At 70.4% G+C, this 16,533-nt stretch carries 17 protein-coding genes; 5 read left to right on the top strand and 12 right to left on the bottom strand.

The genetic code is table 11. The features are described 5' to 3' along the window. Window positions 1–31: 31 nt before the first annotated feature. The 3 genes from ACYQ1L_RS00595 to ACYQ1L_RS00605 all read right to left on the bottom strand — a co-directional run bounded on the left by ACYQ1L_RS00595 (window position 32) and on the right by ACYQ1L_RS00605 (window position 2,110). Window positions 32–820 (bottom strand): Pr6Pr family membrane protein, encoded by a 789-nt coding sequence (locus ACYQ1L_RS00595; protein ID WP_460002247.1) that lies wholly within the window; start codon window positions 818–820, stop codon window positions 32–34. Between the two features lie 95 nt (window positions 821–915). After that, a complete protein-coding gene (locus ACYQ1L_RS00600; protein ID WP_460002248.1) occupies window positions 916–1,110 on the bottom strand; it encodes a tautomerase family protein in 195 nt (64 codons plus the stop codon). A gap of 97 nt (window positions 1,111–1,207) precedes the next feature. Continuing rightward, window positions 1,208–2,110, bottom strand: a complete 903-nt coding sequence (locus ACYQ1L_RS00605; protein ID WP_460002249.1) for a LysR family transcriptional regulator — start codon at window positions 2,108–2,110, stop codon at window positions 1,208–1,210. 128 nt (window positions 2,111–2,238) lie between these two features. Between ACYQ1L_RS00605 and ACYQ1L_RS00610 the strand changes: the two genes are divergently transcribed. Further along, entirely contained in the window at window positions 2,239–3,489 is a 1,251-nt protein-coding gene (locus tag ACYQ1L_RS00610; protein WP_460002250.1) for an MFS transporter, read from the top strand. Here the strand turns inward: ACYQ1L_RS00610 and ACYQ1L_RS00615 are convergent. The 9 genes from ACYQ1L_RS00615 to ACYQ1L_RS00655 all read right to left on the bottom strand — a co-directional run bounded on the left by ACYQ1L_RS00615 (window position 3,461) and on the right by ACYQ1L_RS00655 (window position 12,708). Then, complete coding sequence (locus ACYQ1L_RS00615; RefSeq protein WP_460002252.1) at window positions 3,461–4,342, bottom strand: hypothetical protein; 882 nt, start codon at window positions 4,340–4,342, stop codon at window positions 3,461–3,463. The two genes, ACYQ1L_RS00610 and ACYQ1L_RS00615, sit on opposite strands and share 29 nt — an antisense overlap. A 290-nt stretch (window positions 4,343–4,632) precedes the next feature. Beyond that, entirely contained in the window at window positions 4,633–5,448 is an 816-nt protein-coding gene (locus tag ACYQ1L_RS00620; protein WP_460002253.1) for a hypothetical protein, read from the bottom strand. Beyond that, window positions 5,445–6,557: a vWA domain-containing protein gene (locus ACYQ1L_RS00625; RefSeq protein ID WP_460002254.1), complete on the bottom strand. Its 1,113-nt coding sequence runs from the start codon at window positions 6,555–6,557 to the stop codon at window positions 5,445–5,447. Before ACYQ1L_RS00625 ends, ACYQ1L_RS00620 begins: the two co-directional genes overlap by 4 nt. Next, on the bottom strand, window positions 6,554–7,540 hold the full coding sequence (locus ACYQ1L_RS00630) for a VWA domain-containing protein (RefSeq protein WP_460002255.1): 987 nt from the start codon (window positions 7,538–7,540) through the stop codon (window positions 6,554–6,556). The genes ACYQ1L_RS00625 and ACYQ1L_RS00630 overlap by 4 nt, the downstream gene beginning before the upstream one ends. Beyond that, window positions 7,531–8,034, bottom strand: a complete 504-nt coding sequence (locus ACYQ1L_RS00635) for a hypothetical protein (RefSeq protein ID WP_460002256.1) — start codon at window positions 8,032–8,034, stop codon at window positions 7,531–7,533. Before ACYQ1L_RS00635 ends, ACYQ1L_RS00630 begins: the two co-directional genes overlap by 10 nt. After that, on the bottom strand, window positions 8,018–8,980 hold the full coding sequence (locus ACYQ1L_RS00640) for a DUF58 domain-containing protein (protein WP_460002257.1): 963 nt from the start codon (window positions 8,978–8,980) through the stop codon (window positions 8,018–8,020). The genes ACYQ1L_RS00635 and ACYQ1L_RS00640 overlap by 17 nt, the downstream gene beginning before the upstream one ends. Before the next feature lie 89 nt (window positions 8,981–9,069). After that, window positions 9,070–10,035, bottom strand: a complete 966-nt coding sequence (locus ACYQ1L_RS00645) for an AAA family ATPase (protein WP_460005738.1) — start codon at window positions 10,033–10,035, stop codon at window positions 9,070–9,072. Window positions 10,036–10,522: 487 nt separating this feature from the next. Beyond that, on the bottom strand, window positions 10,523–11,506 hold the full coding sequence (locus ACYQ1L_RS00650) for a DMT family transporter (protein WP_460002258.1): 984 nt from the start codon (window positions 11,504–11,506) through the stop codon (window positions 10,523–10,525). Between the two features lie 287 nt (window positions 11,507–11,793). Continuing rightward, the gene (locus ACYQ1L_RS00655; protein ID WP_460002259.1) at window positions 11,794–12,708 is read right to left on the bottom strand and encodes a hypothetical protein; all 915 of its coding nucleotides are present in this window, start codon (window positions 12,706–12,708) and stop codon (window positions 11,794–11,796) included. Between the two features lie 203 nt (window positions 12,709–12,911). Here ACYQ1L_RS00655 and ACYQ1L_RS00660 point away from each other — a divergent pair, with 203 nt between their 5' ends. From ACYQ1L_RS00660 to ACYQ1L_RS00675, 4 genes are read left to right on the top strand one after another with little or no spacing between them, the layout of a single operon-like run. Then, entirely contained in the window at window positions 12,912–14,198 is a 1,287-nt protein-coding gene (locus ACYQ1L_RS00660) for an adenylosuccinate synthase (RefSeq protein ID WP_159575040.1), read from the top strand. A gap of 38 nt (window positions 14,199–14,236) precedes the next feature. Beyond that, window positions 14,237–14,767, top strand: a complete 531-nt coding sequence (locus ACYQ1L_RS00665; protein ID WP_460002260.1) for a helix-turn-helix domain-containing protein — start codon at window positions 14,237–14,239, stop codon at window positions 14,765–14,767. Then, window positions 14,764–15,327: a PIN domain-containing protein gene (locus ACYQ1L_RS00670; RefSeq protein WP_460002262.1), complete on the top strand. Its 564-nt coding sequence runs from the start codon at window positions 14,764–14,766 to the stop codon at window positions 15,325–15,327. The genes ACYQ1L_RS00665 and ACYQ1L_RS00670 overlap by 4 nt, the downstream gene beginning before the upstream one ends. A gap of 22 nt (window positions 15,328–15,349) precedes the next feature. Beyond that, the gene (locus ACYQ1L_RS00675; RefSeq protein ID WP_460002264.1) at window positions 15,350–16,471 is read left to right on the top strand and encodes a lactonase family protein; all 1,122 of its coding nucleotides are present in this window, start codon (window positions 15,350–15,352) and stop codon (window positions 16,469–16,471) included. Window positions 16,472–16,533 lie beyond the last annotated feature (62 nt).

Below are 16,533 nucleotides of genomic sequence, written 5' to 3' on the forward strand. Positions count from 1 at the left end.
CGCTTCGTGGGAGCGGGCCGTGCGGTGCGCCTCAGGAGCCGCGGCGCCGGGAGACCCAGATCACGCCGGCGCCCACGGTGAGGATCGCGACGGCGATGCCAAGGATGTAGCCGGCGACGCCGAGGTACCCGCCGACGTTGGCCGGATCCAGGAACGGATAGGGGTACCACCCGACCTCACCCGTGCGCGGATTGATGATGAAGTTCGCGCGCACGAGCGTGTACACCGCCCACAGGATCGGGAAGGCCGCGATGATCCCCAGCACGCCCCAGCCGAGGCAGCGCCGGCGCGGCGCGAACAGCACGTCGGCGAGCAGGAGCAGCGGTCCCACGACGTGCATCATCTCGTTCGCCCAGGCGACGGTCGAGCCCTGCGGCAGCTCGATCCCGCGCAGCAGCAGGTTGTAGACGATGCCGGTGACGATCATGTACGTCGAGACGCAGGCGAGCAGGATCGCGATCGCGCGCGGTTCGACGGCCACACCGGGGTCGTTGAGCGAGGACGGCGAAGCCGCCCGAGACGAAACGCCGTCCTTGGCGGCGGTCCGGAGGCTCCAGACGGCGACGACGATGAGCATGATCGCCGACGACACGTTGGACTCGATCGTGAAGAAGCTGAGGAAGTTCGCCACGACGGTCGGCACGTGCGAGCCGTACGGAGTGGTCGCCGCGAGCGCATTGCCCACGGTCACGATGAGCTGGTGCGTCACGGCGGCGAGGATGGCGAGCGCACCGACGAGCCGTACGGCGGCCCAGACCCGGGTGTCGATCGCGAAGGGGGCAGGGCGAGTGGTGGTGCGCTCCGGCGCGGAGATCTGCATGTCTTGACGATAGCGGTGCGCCCCGCCGATCACGCGTGTGCCGGCTCGTGGGTGTGCGCGGGAACTCCGTCCGAGCGAGGTATCTCCCGCGCCCGCTATTTCGTGACGCGCTCTGCGAGCGTTTCGCCGCCGATGGCCCAGTTCTCGCGCTCCACCTCGGTCATCGTGACCCAGACGCTGGTTGGGTTGGCACCGCTCGCCTCGGCGTACGCGGCGGTGACTGCCTTGAGGATCGCGGCGCGCGTGGTCCGATCGGCGCCGGTCGTCTGGGTGATCGCAATGGTGGGCATGATGGTCCTTTGCTCGGCGAGAACGAATGCCGCGATCGTATGGCGACGGTCACCTGCCCGGCAAAGATCGAGATCGCCACCGGCTATATCCGATCCCCTATAGCGCGAGCTGCGTCAGGAACTCCGCAGCTCGCGTCCCCGCCAATGCCGCCAGAGCCACCCTCTCAACGGGGGGCCCGTCTTCGAACGGCAGCCACCGCAGCAGTGGTTCGGCATCGACTGCCGACTGGGGGCGGAGGGCGACGATCGAGCTCTCGGTCAGCAACCGGTGCTGGAACAGGGCGTGACTGGTGGGTCCGGCAACGAGTTCTGGAACCCAGCCGCGTGCGGCGATATGGGCGAGGACGCTCTCTGCGAACTCCGGTGCCCGATCCATGGCGAACCACAGGAGTCGCATGTCGCGCACCGCCGTCCAGGTCGCAGACCGTCGGCCGGCGAGGGGATGGTCACGACCGACCACCACACCGAGGGGATCCTCCGAGACGACCGCGGTCACGAGGGCCGAGTGGGAGCATGGTTCCCGGATGAGCCCGAAGGTCAGGCGCCCGCATGCGAGCAGCGCAGCCACATCCGCGGAAGAACCGGTCACGAGCTCGACACGCTCAGCGCCATAGCCGTTGCGGATCAGGCCTTCCACTTTTCCGACCAGCTCGACACGGATACCCGAGGGAATGCCGACCTTCAGCGGACCGCCGGTGTGGGTCAGCGCCTCGACGGCATCGGTCAGATTCACCAGGAAGACAGCCGCACGAGCGAGGAAATCCCCGCCATCTGCTGTCGGGATAAGCCCTGAAGGGGTTCGCTCGAACAGTTGGACTCCGAGACGCCCCTCGAGTTTGCGGAGCTGCTGGCTGAGGCTGGGCTGGGCGACGCGGAGGTCGTCGGCCGCTGCGGAGACCGAGCCCGCTTCGCACACGGCCAGGGCGTAGCGGAGGTGCCTCACCGAGATGTCATCCAGACGCGGTCGCAGCGCGTCATGTCCTCCGGTGCCCGATGGCATAGCTCATACCCTATGCCGGTGCGCCGTCTTGGTCTTCGACATGTTTCGATGTCCCGCCTACCGTCGACCCCGTAAGGCCGTGGGCCCTGATGATGTGGCGAGATCGATGACACATGCAAAGGGGAGATATGACGAGCACGATGCTGCAGACGACGACCGCCGCGGGCTGGCGGGCATATGTCACGGTGGGCGGAGCGATCGGCGTCACGTTGGCGACGAGTGGCGCGCCGTCGCCGACATACGTCGGATTCGCTGAACTCTGGGGGTTCCCTCCGCTGGCGCTCACGTTCGCGTACGCAGCGTATGGATTTGGCGTGATCATCGCGCTGCTCACAACCGGTGGAATCTCCGATCGCGTCGGCCGGCGGCCGGTGCTCATCGCGAGCCTGCTGATTCTCACGGCGTCGATGCTGGGACTCGCCGTCGCACCCGGGCTGCCGGTGTTCATCTTCTCCCGGCTCGTGCAGGGTGTTGCCGCGGGGATGCTCACCGGTGCCGCCGGCGCTGCGCTCGCGGAGACCCACCCGCGCGCCGATGTCGCGGCGTCGTCCGCCGCCAACAGCATGACGACGTCGTTGGGAATCGCCGCCGGGGCGGTGCTCGCCGGAACGCTCATCAGCGCGGGCGGAGGGCTGCGCATGCCGTTCGTCGTCATGGCGGCATTGAGTCTGCTGAGTGCGCTCACGGTTGCCGCCGTGCTGCCTCGCGACACGGAGACGACCGGCCGATGGCTGCGACTGCAGCGACTGTCGGTGCCGCCGGCCGCACGACCCGACTTCGTGCTGGCATCCATGTGCGTCATCGCCGCGTGGTCCGTCGGGGGCCTCTACCTCGCGCTCGGCGGCACCCTCGCCACGTCTCTCGTCGGACTCTCCGGCCCGCTGGTGCCGGGACTGGTGATCCTTGCAGTACAGGGCTTCGGTGCGGTCGTCCAGTATCTCTGGGTTCGATTCTGCTCGTCGGTCCCCGATGAGGGTCTTGTCTCTGCCGCCGTCAGCGCGCTCGCGACCGGGACGATGCTGACCGCTGTCGGCGCAGCGGCATCGATCGCGGTGGTGGGCGTTCTGGGGGCGCTGGTCAGCGGCGCGGGGTTCGGCCTGGCCTTCATGTGCGGCACGCGTCTGGTCTCGGTGGCCGCGCCGCCGGAGCGGCGCGGGGAAGCGATCGCTGCCTACTTCGTGGTCGCCTACCTCGCGATCTCCGTGCCGGCGATCGTCGAGGGCTTCCTCATCCAGGTGGTCGGCGTGGCGAGCGCGTTCATCATCTTCACCGGAGTCGTCCTGGCGATCTGCCTCGTGATCTTCCTGATGCTCGCCGCTCGCCGGCGCGCGCGTCGGATGGTACCGCCGGTCACGGGTACTTCGTCAGGGCCTTCGTGAAGTCGTCGACCTTCTTCTCGCTGAGCATGTAGCGGCCGACCACGGCGAGCTGCAGTCCCTCCAGCGGCTCCCCGGTGCGCTTCGCGGTCTGCTCGCGCGACGCACGGTACTCACCGGTGGTGTCGTTGGCGAGGTCGGTGATGTCGGCGTAGAACCAGCCCGGATCCGGCTCGTCGTCGCTGAACCACTCCCAGTCCACCTGGGTCTCGGGGGTGGCGCCGCCGTACATCTTCGAGATCATCGTCGGATCCACGCCGCTCGCGGGATCGTTGAAGGCGACCATGCTGCGCCAGCCGTGCTGCTCGATCACCGACTCGACCGTCTGCATCACCTCGAGCTTGTGCGCGTAGCCGGTCACGGGCGTCGTCGTCGCCCATACGTCCGAGCTGTACCGCACCAGCATCGACTCCCCGCCGTAGCCGTTGCGCTCGGGGCGCTCCTGGGCGTCGGCGGACTTGACCCACTGCAATCCGTACTCGGCGGTCAGCCGCGCGCGCACGTCGGCCATGGTCTCGTCGGCCAGAGCCTGGAGCTGCTCGAGCGATTGCTGGTTCAGGAACCCGCTCGGATCCTTGTCCTTGATGCCGGGGTACGCCTCCCACAGCTTCTGCTTCGCGGTCTTGTGGCCCTCGTAGGATCCGGTCGCGGCGACGCGCACGGCGCTCAGCGCCCCCATCGTGCCGACGTTGAGCACGAGCGCGATGGTCAGCGCGACGGCGCCCAGGATGCGCCCGGACCGCGTCACGACCGCGGCGATCGCGAGGCCCAGCACCACCAGCTGCAGCACGAGCATGGTGGCGCCGAAGAAGGCGTCGGCGGCGCCGACGGCGAGCAGGATCAGCGCGACGACCACGAAGGCGATCGAGGCGGCGAGGGCGATCCAGCCGAGGGGGCTCCGCTTCGTGGGTGAGGTTCCTTCGCCGGGATCGGGACGCCCTTCGTCTCGTCGCTGCGCTCCTCGCTCAGGGACCGGTGGGGGTCCTTCGCCTCGCTGCGCGGTTCCTGAGCGAGCGGAGCGAGACGAAGGACGCTCAGGAACCGGCACGCCGAGGAGGGCGCGGCGGGCACCGCGGTAGCCGCCGGGCGGCGGCACCGGTGGAGCGCCGGCCGAGTCGGTCACGTACCGGGGCGGATCGCTGCGGTCTACCATGGCTTGTCCGTCCCGCTGCTTCCGCCGTCGTCGGTGCCGTCCTGCTGGTTCTGCTGGCGCTCCTGCTCGCCCTGCTGCAGCTTCTTCTGCAGTTCGTCGAGCTTGCCCTGGTCGGGCTGCGGCGGCTGCTGCGGATCCTGCTTCTGCGGCTGCTGGTCGGAGTTCTGCTGCTGCTGCTGATCCTGCTGCTTCTGCTGCAGCCGGTCCTTCTGATCCTTGTTCGACTGGCCCATGTCGCGCTGCGGATCCGGCGACTGCTCCTGCGCCTGCTTGCTGTCGCACTCCTTCGGGCGCTCGGCGTTCACCTGCAGCGCCCGCGCGTAGAACTCCAGCGCTGTCACGTGGTCCTGCTTGTCGGCAGCCGCGTCGCCCTCCCGCTCGAGCACGAGCGCCAGATTGAAGCGGACCGCGCACACCTCGAGCCCGTGCGCGAGCTTCAGCGACTCCTCGAACTTCTTCTGGCCCGCGGCGAGCTTGCCCGACTCGGCGAGGCCCACGCCCTGATCGAAGGGCGCCTTGTACGGCTCGAACCAGTTCGCCGGGTCGAGGCCTTGCGCAGCGCTCACGGATCCGGTGTAGTCGCCCGCGACGTACGCGGTGATCGACTGGTACGCGAACGCGTACAGGCTCACCAGCTTGCCGACGAACAGCAGCGCCACCAGGATCAGCGGGAGCGAGCCCCAGGCGATCCACCGGCGCACGGCCCGGCGGCGCCGGTTCGCGGCAAGGAGGGCGTGCGCGGCGGCGTCGGGCCCTTCGACGGGCTCAGGGACCGACTCGCGTGCTTCGACGGGGGCCGTGGTGGTCATGCGTCACCTCCCTGCGGCCGAGGGACCGAGAGGTGGCGCATCCGCATGATCAGCACCGTGGCGCGGGTGATCTCGGCGCACAGCAGGGCGACGATCACGAGGGCGAAGATCCAGCTCAGGTCCGTCGGCTGGGTGAGCGGATCGTCCTCGCGGTACGCCAGGGTCGACTTCGGCGCGGGCGGCAGCTGCGGCTTCGCCTCGGCCGTGCGGTGCTCGTAGCCCACGCCGAGCTCGCCGGCGATCTGCTGCAGGTTCTTCTCGTCGATGCGGCTGAGCGCATCGGATCCCTGGTACTGGATGTAGTCGCCCTGACCTTCGAACGCACCGGTGGTCTCGCGCATCGGCCCGCCCTTCGCGGTGCCGTAGCCGAGCACCTCCCCGCCCGACACGAGCTTCTTCGAGGTCGCGAACGACTCGGGCTCGCTCGAGACGGTCTGCTCGCCGTCGCCGAGGTAGAACACCATCCGCGCCCGATCCGGCGACGCCTTCCGCGCGTTCTGCAGGGTCTGCGCGAGCAGCTGGTTCGCGATGCCGATCGAGCTCCCCTTGGACTGCCGCGTCACCTCGGGCTGCAGCACGTCCACGGCCGAGACCAGGGCGCCCGTGTCGGTGGTGAGCGGCAGGCGCAGCACGGCGTTCGCGTCGAAGGTGATGAGCGCGAACCGCGCGCCGGGGTATGCCTCCGCGATGCGGCGCACGTCGCCGCGGACGCCGACCATCCGGGTGTCGCCGGCGGAGCTTGAGGCGCCGCTGTTCGCGCCGTCCCAGTCCTCGGCGACCATGCTCGCGGTGGTGTCGATCGCGATCACCACATCGGTCGCCGACGCCAGGGTGCGCACGTGGCCACCGGGGATGCCGGGGCGCAGCAGCAGCACACCGCACGCGAGGACGAGGAGGATCCGGAGGATCCACATCAGCGGGCCGGCTCCCGGGCGTCCTTCGTCTCGCTTCGCTCGCTCAGGAACCGGTTTCTCGCCGGTTCCTGAGCGAGGAGCGGAGCGACGAGACGAAGGACGCACCGAGCGCACCAGCATCCATACCGCGGCGGCCAGCACGGGCAGCACGAGCAGGATCGCCAGGAACGGCGCGATGACGGGCTGGAGGATCACAGGCGCACCCTCCACAGCAGCACGACGAAGCCGAGCGCGATCACGATCAGCGCCGCGATCCACAGCTGCGGCACGTCGGTCCAGATGACGGTCGCCTGACCCTTCAGCTGCGACGCCTCCTGCTTCTGCACCTGGGTGATGATGTCACCCACGGTCGTGGTCTCCCGCAGCGCATAAGCCTTTCCGCCGGTCACCGCGGCGGCCTCCGCGAGGTCCTTGCTGTTCGGCTGGTCGATGCCGTCGACGGGGTTGATCGTGTAGATCCGGATCTTCTTCGATGCGGAGTAGTCGGCCGCCTCCTTCAGCGAGACGATCGGGGATCCGTTCAGCTCGTTGTCGGTGGCGAGGATGATCGAGCGGGCCCGCTGCTCGTCGGCGTGATCGAAGCGCATCACGCAGGAGGCGAGCCCGTCGCCGATGAGGGAGGCGCCCACGCCGTTCATCGTGCCCACCCACTGCTCCGGAACATCGGTCGAGTAGTCGAAGCCCTTCATCAGGCTGCGCAGGTGCTCGCGGATGAACGGGTAGTCGTCGGTGAGGGGGAAGACCTGCACGGCCGAGCTGTTGAAGATCGTCAGCCCGACGCGCTCGCCCTTGAAGCCGTCGACGAGCTTGTCGAAGATCGACACGATCTCCTTGTCGACGTCGGTCATGGATCCTGACACGTCCAGGCAGAGCATGATGTCGCGGTTCGTGGACACCGGCTGGATCGTCTTCTGCGCGATCGGGCGGGCCGCCACCACGCCGCCGAGCACGACCGCGAGGATCCCGAGAGCCACGATCGCGGCGAGGGCCGCCTGGCGACGGCGCACCGCGCGGCGGAACGCGGGCAGTGAGCGGATCCGCTCGGCACGCGCGATCGGCGCACCGACGCCGGCCGTGCCGCCGCTGCGCCCGCGCAACCCGAGCAGCACGCCGAGCGCGATCGCCAATAGGACGACGCCGATGACCGCGAGCAGGATCCAGATGTTCGCTAGTACCACGTCGTTACCACCGTGCGGGCGGCCTCGGCGCCGACGAGCGGCCCTTCGACTGGCTCAGGAGACGGCGCGCTGCGCCGGAAGATGCTCGGGTAGTAGTTGCGCCCGATGGCGTCGATGAGGGCCGGGTGCACGCCGAGGCGCACCAGGTCGTCGAGGGCGAGCACGGGCGCCTCGATGCCGCTGTACTCGTTCACGAAGGAGCGCACCGTGCGGCTGAGCTCGAGGTTGGCGCGGCGGGCGTCGCTGTGACCCGCGCGGTAGTCGGCCTCGATCTGGGCGATCGCGCCGAGGTACTCCTGGCGCAGCACCGTGGCGACGTCGGCGGTGAGCGCCGGAACAGGGAGCGGGGCGGCGACCGCGATCGTGCGCCGCGGCCGGGTCAGCACCGCGACGAGCCACGCCGCCCCCGCGAGCAGCAGGAGCACGCCGATCGCGAGCAGGATCCAGCCCCAGCCGTACTGGGCGGGCGGGTACAGCTCATCCGTGCCGGACATGCGACCTCGCATCCAGCATCGTGAGCAGCGCGCCGACGGCCTCGTCCTGGGCGCCGAGGGAGACGTGCGTGATCTCCAGGCGGCGCAGCAGCGCGTCGGTGTGCGCGGCGTCGGCGGCATCGGCGGCGTGCAGCTCGGCGGCGAGCTCGGCGTCGCCCTGCAGGAACTGCGGGATGGCCCAGTGCGAGGCGACGTCGCGGCGGGCGCGCTGGGGTGCCGCGGATCCGCTCCCGGTCCCTGAGCCGGTCGAAGGGGTCTCGCGACGGGCCCGCAGCCCGCCCGCGGGCACCGCTTCGAGCACCGGCTCCGCGTCGCGCAGGGTGATCCACAGCACGTCGTGCTGCACGCGCAGGCGCCGCAGCAGCCGCTCGGTCTCGGCGCCGACCGGGGCCTCGTCGGTGAGCACGACGACGATCATGCGGCGCGAGATCGTACGCGCGACGTACGACAGCAGCGCGTCGCGGTCGGAGGGTGCGGACGCGTCGTCGACCGCGCGGTCGATCTGGCGCAGGGTGTGCTCGAGGGCGGCCTCGCTGCGACCGATCTCCCGGCGGCGCACCCCGGAGGAATCCCCGCTGACGAGGCAGAAGTCGTCGCCGTGCCGGAGGGCGAGCAGGCCCAGCACGCCGACCGTGAGGATCGCCAGCTCCTTCTTCGGCTTCTCGTCGTGCGCGAGCGCGGCCATCGACAGGCCGGTGTCCACGACGAACAGCACGGTGTGCATGCGGGTGGCCAGCGAGCGGCGCACCACGGGGGATCCGAGTCGTGCCGTCGCCTTCCAGTCGATGTCGCGGATCTGGTCGCCGTACTCGTAGGCGCGCAGGTCGTCGAAGTCGAGGCTGTGCCCGCGCAGCAGCGACGCGTATGCGCCGTCGAGCGCATGCGTCGACTTGCGCGTCGAGTCGATGAAGAGCTTGCCCTTCACCGGCGTCAGCAGGCTGGCCATGGGATGGATCCTCGGGGGAAGGTCCCTGAGGCTCTCGAAGGGACCGGATGCGGTCGTCGGATCGCTTCGAGAGCCTCAGCGACCAGGTGTCATGGGGTGGGCACGGCGCCGAACAAGGCGTCGATGATGTCCTCGCTGCGCACGTTCTCGGCCTCCGCCTCGAAGGTCAGCAGCACGCGGTGGCGGAGCACGAGGTGGCGGAGGCTGCGCACATCCTCCGGGATCACATACGAGCGCCCGGCGAGCAGGGCCAGCGCGCGGGACGCGTGCAGGAAGGCGATGGATCCGCGGGGGCTCGCGCCGTACTTGATGTAGCCGCCGAGGGTCTCGCCGATGTACGGCACCGGGTTGCGGGTGACGTAGACGATCGAGACGATGTAGTTGCGGATCGCCGGATCCACGTACACCCGGGAGGAGATGTCCTGCAGCTGCTCGACGTCGGCCAGGGAGATCGTCGTCTCGGCATGCCGATCGGGATCCAGAGCGCCGGAGTCGATGCGGGCGAGCACCTCGAGCTCGTCGGCGGGGCTCGGGTATTCCACGATCTCCTTGAGCAGGAAGCGGTCCATCTGCGCCTCGGGCAGCTCGTAGGTGCCCTCCTGCTCGATCGGGTTCTGCGTGGCGATCACGAGGAACGGCCGCGGCACCTTGTGGATCTCGCCGCCGATCGTGGTCTGCCGCTCCTGCATCGCCTCGAGCATCGCGGACTGGGTCTTGGCGCTGGAGCGGTTGATCTCGTCGAGCAGCACGAAGTTCGCGTGCACCGGGCCGAGCACGGTGCGGAAGGATCCGCTCGCAGCGTCGTAGATCTGCGTGCCGGTGATGTCGCTGGGAAGGAGGTCGGGCGTGCACTGGATCCGCTTGAAGTCGGCCTTGACCGTGTCGGCCAGGGTGCTCGCTGCGGTGGTCTTGGCGAGGCCCGGCACCGATTCGAGCAGGATGTGCCCGCCCGCCATGAGCGCGAGCAGCAGGCTCATGCGCAGGCGCTCCTGGCCCACCATGCGGGCGGAGTACGCCTTCGACACGATGTCGAGGATCTCGCGGGCGCGCGCCATCTCGGCCTCGGTCGGGGCGGGCTTCGCCGGAGCCGGCGTGGACGCGGCCGGGGTGGGCTGCGCCGGGGCCGGGGCCGGGGCCGGGGCCTGCGTCGGCTGGGCGGGGGCGGGATTCGCCGAGCCGGTCCCTGAGCTCGTCGAAGGGCTCGATGCGGGTGCCGCCGGGGCGGCAGTCTGCTCGCGGCGTGTGCTCGGCGCGGGCGGCATCGGGGGCGCGGGCGGGATCGCCGGAGGCGGGGCGATCGTGCTCGCGGGGGGAGGCGCTGTCTGCGCGGCGAACGTCGGCGCGTCGTTGTTCTGGCTCACGTGCGGCTCCCCCTGGTTCGGGTGCGCGCTCCGACCGCGCACCTCTGCCAGCGTAACCGGCGACGGCCGCCGCATCGCGTGCGGGAGATGGGGACAACTACCCACCCCGGCGTACCCGGTACGTCGGCGTCGACGCGCGCACCGCCTGGCGCGCGCTGCCTCGCCCCGTCGGCGCGCCTGGTTAGCGTGGTCGCCGGCGGAGGCGGGTGACGAGCACGCCGAGCAGGCAGAGCGCGCCGCCGACGAACATCAGCGGCGTCGGCACCTCGCCGAGGATGAGCCAGGACAGCAGGATCGCGATCGCCGGCACCACGTACGTGGTCGCGGATGTCTGCCCCGCCGTGCTGCGCTGGAGTACGTAGGCCCAGGTGGTGAACGCGATCGCCGTCGGGAAGACGCCGAGGTAGACGACCCAGAGGGTGGCGTCGAGGGGCGCGGTCTGCACGGCCCCGACCAGGTCGCCCGACCACGGCAGCAAGGCGACCGTTCCAGCCGCGGCGCCCAGCCACGTCAGCGTCGTGGCGTCGGCGCCCGCGCTCAGCAGGTGCTTCTGCAGCAGTGTGCAGCCGGCGTACATGACCGCAGCCAGCAACGCGAGCAGCAGGCCCGCGATCTCGATGGATCCGGCCTTCGTCGAGGAGTTCAGGCCGATGAGCACTACGCCGGCGAACGCGATCGGTGCGCCGATCAGCAGCGGCTTCGGAAACCCCTCGCGCAGGAACAGGCCGCTGAACACGACGACCATGAGCGGCGCGAGGTTGACCACCATGGCCGCGGTACCGGCGTCTAGCGTGTGTTCGGCGGCGTTCAGCGCGAGGTTGTAGACGCAGAACCAGCCCACGCCCCACACCGCGACCAGGAGCCACTGCCGGCGCGGCGGCAGGCGTACCCCGCGTCGCAGGGCGATGACGGTGAGTGCCACGGTGCCCACGGCCATGCGCAGCAGCGCGAGGGCGCCGGGATCGAAGTGCGGGCCGGCGCCGCGGATGCCGATGAAGGCCGAGGCCCACAGCAGAACCGTGACCACCGCGGCGAACAGGACGAGCGCGCCGGTGCGGCGCGGGGCGTTCCGCTCAGGGACCGGAGCTGCGGCGTTCCCGCGCGGGCCAGATGCTGCCCCGGTCTCCTCGGGAGCGCGCGTTCGTCCTTGTGGGGTCTCCGCCATGATCCGATCGTCGCAGGGGCCGCGGACATCGGTCGAGCACGGCGACTGTCATCCGCCGCCGAGATCCCGCCATACCCCGTGCACGCACAGCCGTCGGCATGGCCCGCGCGCGGCGGGTTCGATGTCGAGGGCGTCGGAAAACGGAGACGCCCACCGGCGTGTCGGCGGGCGGCAGGCGCCCGGGGGCCGCGACACGCGCCAGCCCCGCGGTTTTGCGCACAGTGCGCGAGGCTAGCCGCGGTTGTCCCCAGTACCGGCGCGGCCCCGTGGGACCCTGACCGCGCGTCTCAGAGCGTGCTGCGGCGAGCCTGGATCGGCGCCCCGGCGGTGCCGTCGGAGTACGCGACGGTGATGAGGGGATCGCCGGCGTCGATGAGCGAGCCTCCGACCGTGAGGGAGGCGTTGCCCGCGCCGTCGAAGGTGACCGTGCCCGCCCGGGACGAGTCATAGCTCACCGTCGCGGTCGCGCCCGGCTCGCCCGACAGCGACAGGGTGTCGCTGGACAGGATCCGGATCCCGAGCAGCCCGATCGTCGTGTTCTCGGTGATCCCGGTGAAGGCGAGCGGGGTGGCCGCTGCCGGCGCCGTCGGGGTGTCCGGTGAGCCGGGCTGCGGGCCCGACGGCTGCGACGTCCCTCCGCCCGGGAGCGGCGCCGAGGGCTGCTCGCCGTCGGTCGTGCCGTCGCCGGAGGGTCCCGACGGCTCGCCGTCGAGGGGTGCCGCTGGGACCAGGGGAGCCACGGGCTCTGCGCTGGCTGGCGGCGTGGTGCGGGATGGTGCGCTCGGCGGCGCTGTGGGGGTCGGTCGGGGGCGCTCCAGGTCCACGGGAGCGCCGCCGCCCTCGCCGAGGAGCGCGTTGGCGCTGTGAGCGGAGTCGCCGCCGCTCACGGAGATGTTCCAGCCCGTCGCGGTGTCGTCGGCCGCTCCGCCGCGCAGGGCGAGCAGCACGGCGCCTGCGGTCACGCACAGGACGGCCGCCGCGGTGCCCGCGATCAGCAGGGCACGGCGCCGTGTCGGCGCACCGGGCCCGTCGCTGTGGGCGATCGGGGCGGCGGCCGGAAGAGCGACGGGGAGCGCGGCTCCGGGAGCAGCGGCTCCCGCACGCGCGGCTGCCGGCTGCTGTCCGAGCCGGGCGGCGCGGCGCGACGCAGCTGCGGGCGACGTGCCCGCACCCGCGGATGCGGGCTCCGTGTCGTGCGTCATGAGGTCGTTCCGTCCGGCGGCGCCTCCCCCCTGGCAGGGCCGTGCGCCTCACGATATCGGAAGCTGCCCGCGGACCGACACCGTCACCAGGGCGTCCGACCCCCTCCGATAGACTGGGCCCGCCCGATCGGGCCAGCTCATCTGCCGGTGCAAGCCCGGCGAAAGCACGGCGGCCACCGGCCGCACCCAAGGGGGATGCACCCATGCCAGGAATCGTGATCGTCGGCGTCCAGTGGGGCGACGAGGGCAAGGGCAAGGCCACGGACCTGCTCGGCGAGCGCACCGACTGGGTCGTGAAGTTCAACGGCGGCAACAACGCCGGGCACACCGTCGTCGTCGGCGACGAGAAGTACGCCCTGCACCTGCTGCCCTCGGGCATCCTCTCGCCCGGCGTCACCCCGGTGATCGGCAACGGCGTCGTGATCGACCTCGAGGTCCTGTTCCACGAGCTCGAGGCCCTCGGATCCCGGGGCATCGACACGTCGCGCCTCAAGGTGAGCGCCAACGCGCACATCATCACCCAGTACCACCGCACGCTCGACAAGGTCACCGAGCGCTTCCTCGGCAAGCGCATGATCGGCACCACCGGCCGCGGCATCGGCCCCGCCTACGCCGACAAGATCAACCGCGTCGGGATCCGCGTGCAGGACCTGTTCGACGAGAACATCCTGCGGCAGAAGGTCGAGGGCGCTCTCGACCAGAAGAACCACCTGCTCGTGAAGGTGTTCAACCGCCGCGCCATCACCGTCGACGAGATCATGGCGGACCTGCTCTCCTACGCCGAGCGGCTGCGGCCGATGGTCGCCGACACCGGCCACCTGCTCGACGACGCGCTGCAGCGCGGCGAGGTCGTCGTGTTCGAGGGCGGCCAGGCCACCATGCTCGACGTCGACCACGGCACCTACCCGTTCGTGACGTCGTCCTCCGCGACCGCGGGCGGAGCCTCCACCGGATCCGGTGTGGGCCCCGGTCGCCTCGACCGCATCGTCGGCATCGTCAAGGCGTACACGACGCGGGTCGGATCCGGCCCGTTCCCCACCGAGCTCTTCGACGAGCAGGGCGAGTGGCTGCGTGCGCGCGGCTTCGAGTTCGGCACCACCACCGGGCGTCCGCGCCGGGTGGGCTGGTACGACGCGCCGATCACCCGCTACGCGACGCGCGTGAACGGCATCACCGACCTCGTGCTCACGAAGCTCGACATCCTCGGCGGTCTCGAGCAGATCCCGGTGTGCGTCGCCTACGACGTCGACGGCGTGCGCTTCGACGACGTGCCGGTGAACCAGAGCGACTTCCACCACGCGAAGCCGATCCTGGAGTACTACCCGGGCTGGCAGGAGGACATCTCCACGGCGCGCACGTTCGACGATCTGCCCAAGAACGCGCAGGACTACGTGCTCGCGCTGGAGGCCATGAGCGGCACCCGCATCTCGGTCATCGGCGTCGGCCCGGAGCGCGACCAGGTGATCGTGCGCCACGACCTCGTCGACTGACGCTTTCGAATTTTTCGAATTGGATCTAGAATCGCCGTATGAGCGCTTCGATTGATTTTCCCCGTAGCTCCCGCGGGGCGCAGACGTACCTGCCCGAAGCGGAGGACCGCGGCGAACTCCGCGATTTCGCGGAGGTGTTGCGCGAGCTCGAGGCGTCGTTTGAAAAGGACAGCGCATCGAAGGCCGCGCTCGTCGACCCGCAGGGCCGAGCCCGCCCGATTCCCGAAGAGATCTTCCGCATCCTCGATCAGGTGACGAACGCGCTGGCAGGGGGCGACGGCATCACCGTGATCCCCCAGGACATGATGATGACCACCCAGCAGGCTGCGGACTTCCTGGGGGTGAGTCGTCCCACCCTGGTTCGGCTGCTGGAGGAGGGCGAGATCCCGTTCGATCGCCCGGGGCGCCACAGGAGAGTGCGCTTGCGAGATCTCGTCGAGTATCAGGAGACGTTCCGTGCTGAGCGGCGTGCGGCACTGCGTGAGCTTCAGCGCGCAGACCTGGATGCGAAGGTTCGGATCGGTGATCCCGCGCGTGTCAGACGACTTGACGAGCTCGATGCTGAGTGAGCTTCCCGGCCTTCCTCGACACGAACGTCCTCTATGGGGCGCTGCTCAACGATGTCGTCCTCGAACTCGCCGATCGGGGAATGTTCAAGCCTTTGTGGTCGGCCGGAGTCCTCTCAGAGCTGAGGAAGAACCTGATTCTGAACGGCGAGGATCCGATCCTCGTGGCGAAGCGCGTCGATACCATGGAGCGCTATTTCCGAGACGCATTGGTGAGCGGATATGAAGACCTGACGGCGAGCATGACCAACCACCCCAAGGACCGGCACGTGCTGGCTGCGGCAGTGCGGGGCGGAGCCGAAGTGCTGGTCACGTTCAACCTGAAGGATTTCCCCGACGAATCGGTTGATCCGTTCGATCTGGAGGTCGTGCATCCCGACGACTTCCTCCTGGACCAGTTGGACCTCTATGAGGACGCGACCCTGGGAGCGCTCACTGAACTGGTCGCGACGTATGATTCGCCGGCGATGGACATTCACGAGCTTCTGCTCGGTCTGACACGCGCTGGTGTCCCTGGATTCGCGGAAGCTGTGAGCACGAGGCTCGACGCACGCGCGAAGTGAGCGAAATCGAAATGAGGATGCGATGACCCGGTTCTGGGCCGGCGGCTACGGCGCCGACATGGAGGGCCCGGCCGACGGGATCGGGCTGCTCGCCGTCGCCGAGGGGCAGGGCCCGACCACGCTCGGGTACCGCGGTGCGGTGGCGCCTGCTCCGTCTCCGTCGTGGCTCGCGCAGCATCCGACGCTCGACGTCGTCTACGCGGCGCTCGAGGGCGCGGGCGAGGTCGCCGCCTTCACGCAGACCGGTGAGCGCGCGCTGCGCCCGCTCGGGCGGCCGGTGCCGGCCGGGCAGTTCGTGTGCCACCTCGCCGTGGACCCGCGCGGCCGCTTCCTCGTGGCCAGCTGCTACGGCGACGGCCGGGTGGTGCGGATCGGGCTCGGCGCCGACGGCTCGCTGCAGCCCGACGCCCGCGACAAGGCCGCGGAGCTGCGCGAGGCGCTGTTCGGCGGCGCGGAGGCGGTCTCAGCCGGCGACGTCGACAAGACGGCGGCGGTGGATCCCTACGCCTCGGATCCGAACCGCCTGGATCCGAACGGCGATCCCCGGGTCTCGCACGCGCACGCCGCGGCGTTCCTGGCCGATGGGCGGATCGCGACGACCGACCTCGGCTATGACCTGGTGCGGATCTGGCGCCCCGCGCCGGCCGGGCTGACCCTCGACCACGAGGTCGTGCTCCCGCGCGGATCCGGCCCGCGGCACATGGTCGTGCACCCCAGCGGACACCTGCACGTGGTCACCGAGTACTCCTGCGAGCTGTTCACCCTCGCCCCCGATCGTGAGGGCCGGTGGGGGCTTATCGCCGGCACCCCCGTGTCGGCGATCGCGACGCCCGGCCACGACTACCCCGCCGAGCTCAGCCGCTCGAAGGACGGCGAGACCCTGTACGCGGGCGTGCGCGGCAGCAACACGATCGCGGCGCTGCGCGTGCGCGGATCCGGCGAGCGGGTCGAACCCCTCGCGCTCGCCGATGCGGGCGTCGACTGGCCCCGCCACCACCTCGTGCACGACGGAGCCCTGCTCGTCGCGGGCCAGCGCTCCGACGAGATCAGCGTGCTCGACCTCGACGAGCGCACCGGCGCCCCCGGCCGCGTGCGGCACCGCACCCCCGCGCCCGCCCCGACGCACCTGCTCCTCGCCCGCTGACGCGGTGCATCGGCAGCAGCTGTCGCTGAGCTTGCCGATGCGCCTGAGTCAGCGGGTCCAGA

The sequence above is a fragment of the Microbacterium xylanilyticum genome (assembly GCF_054654695.1).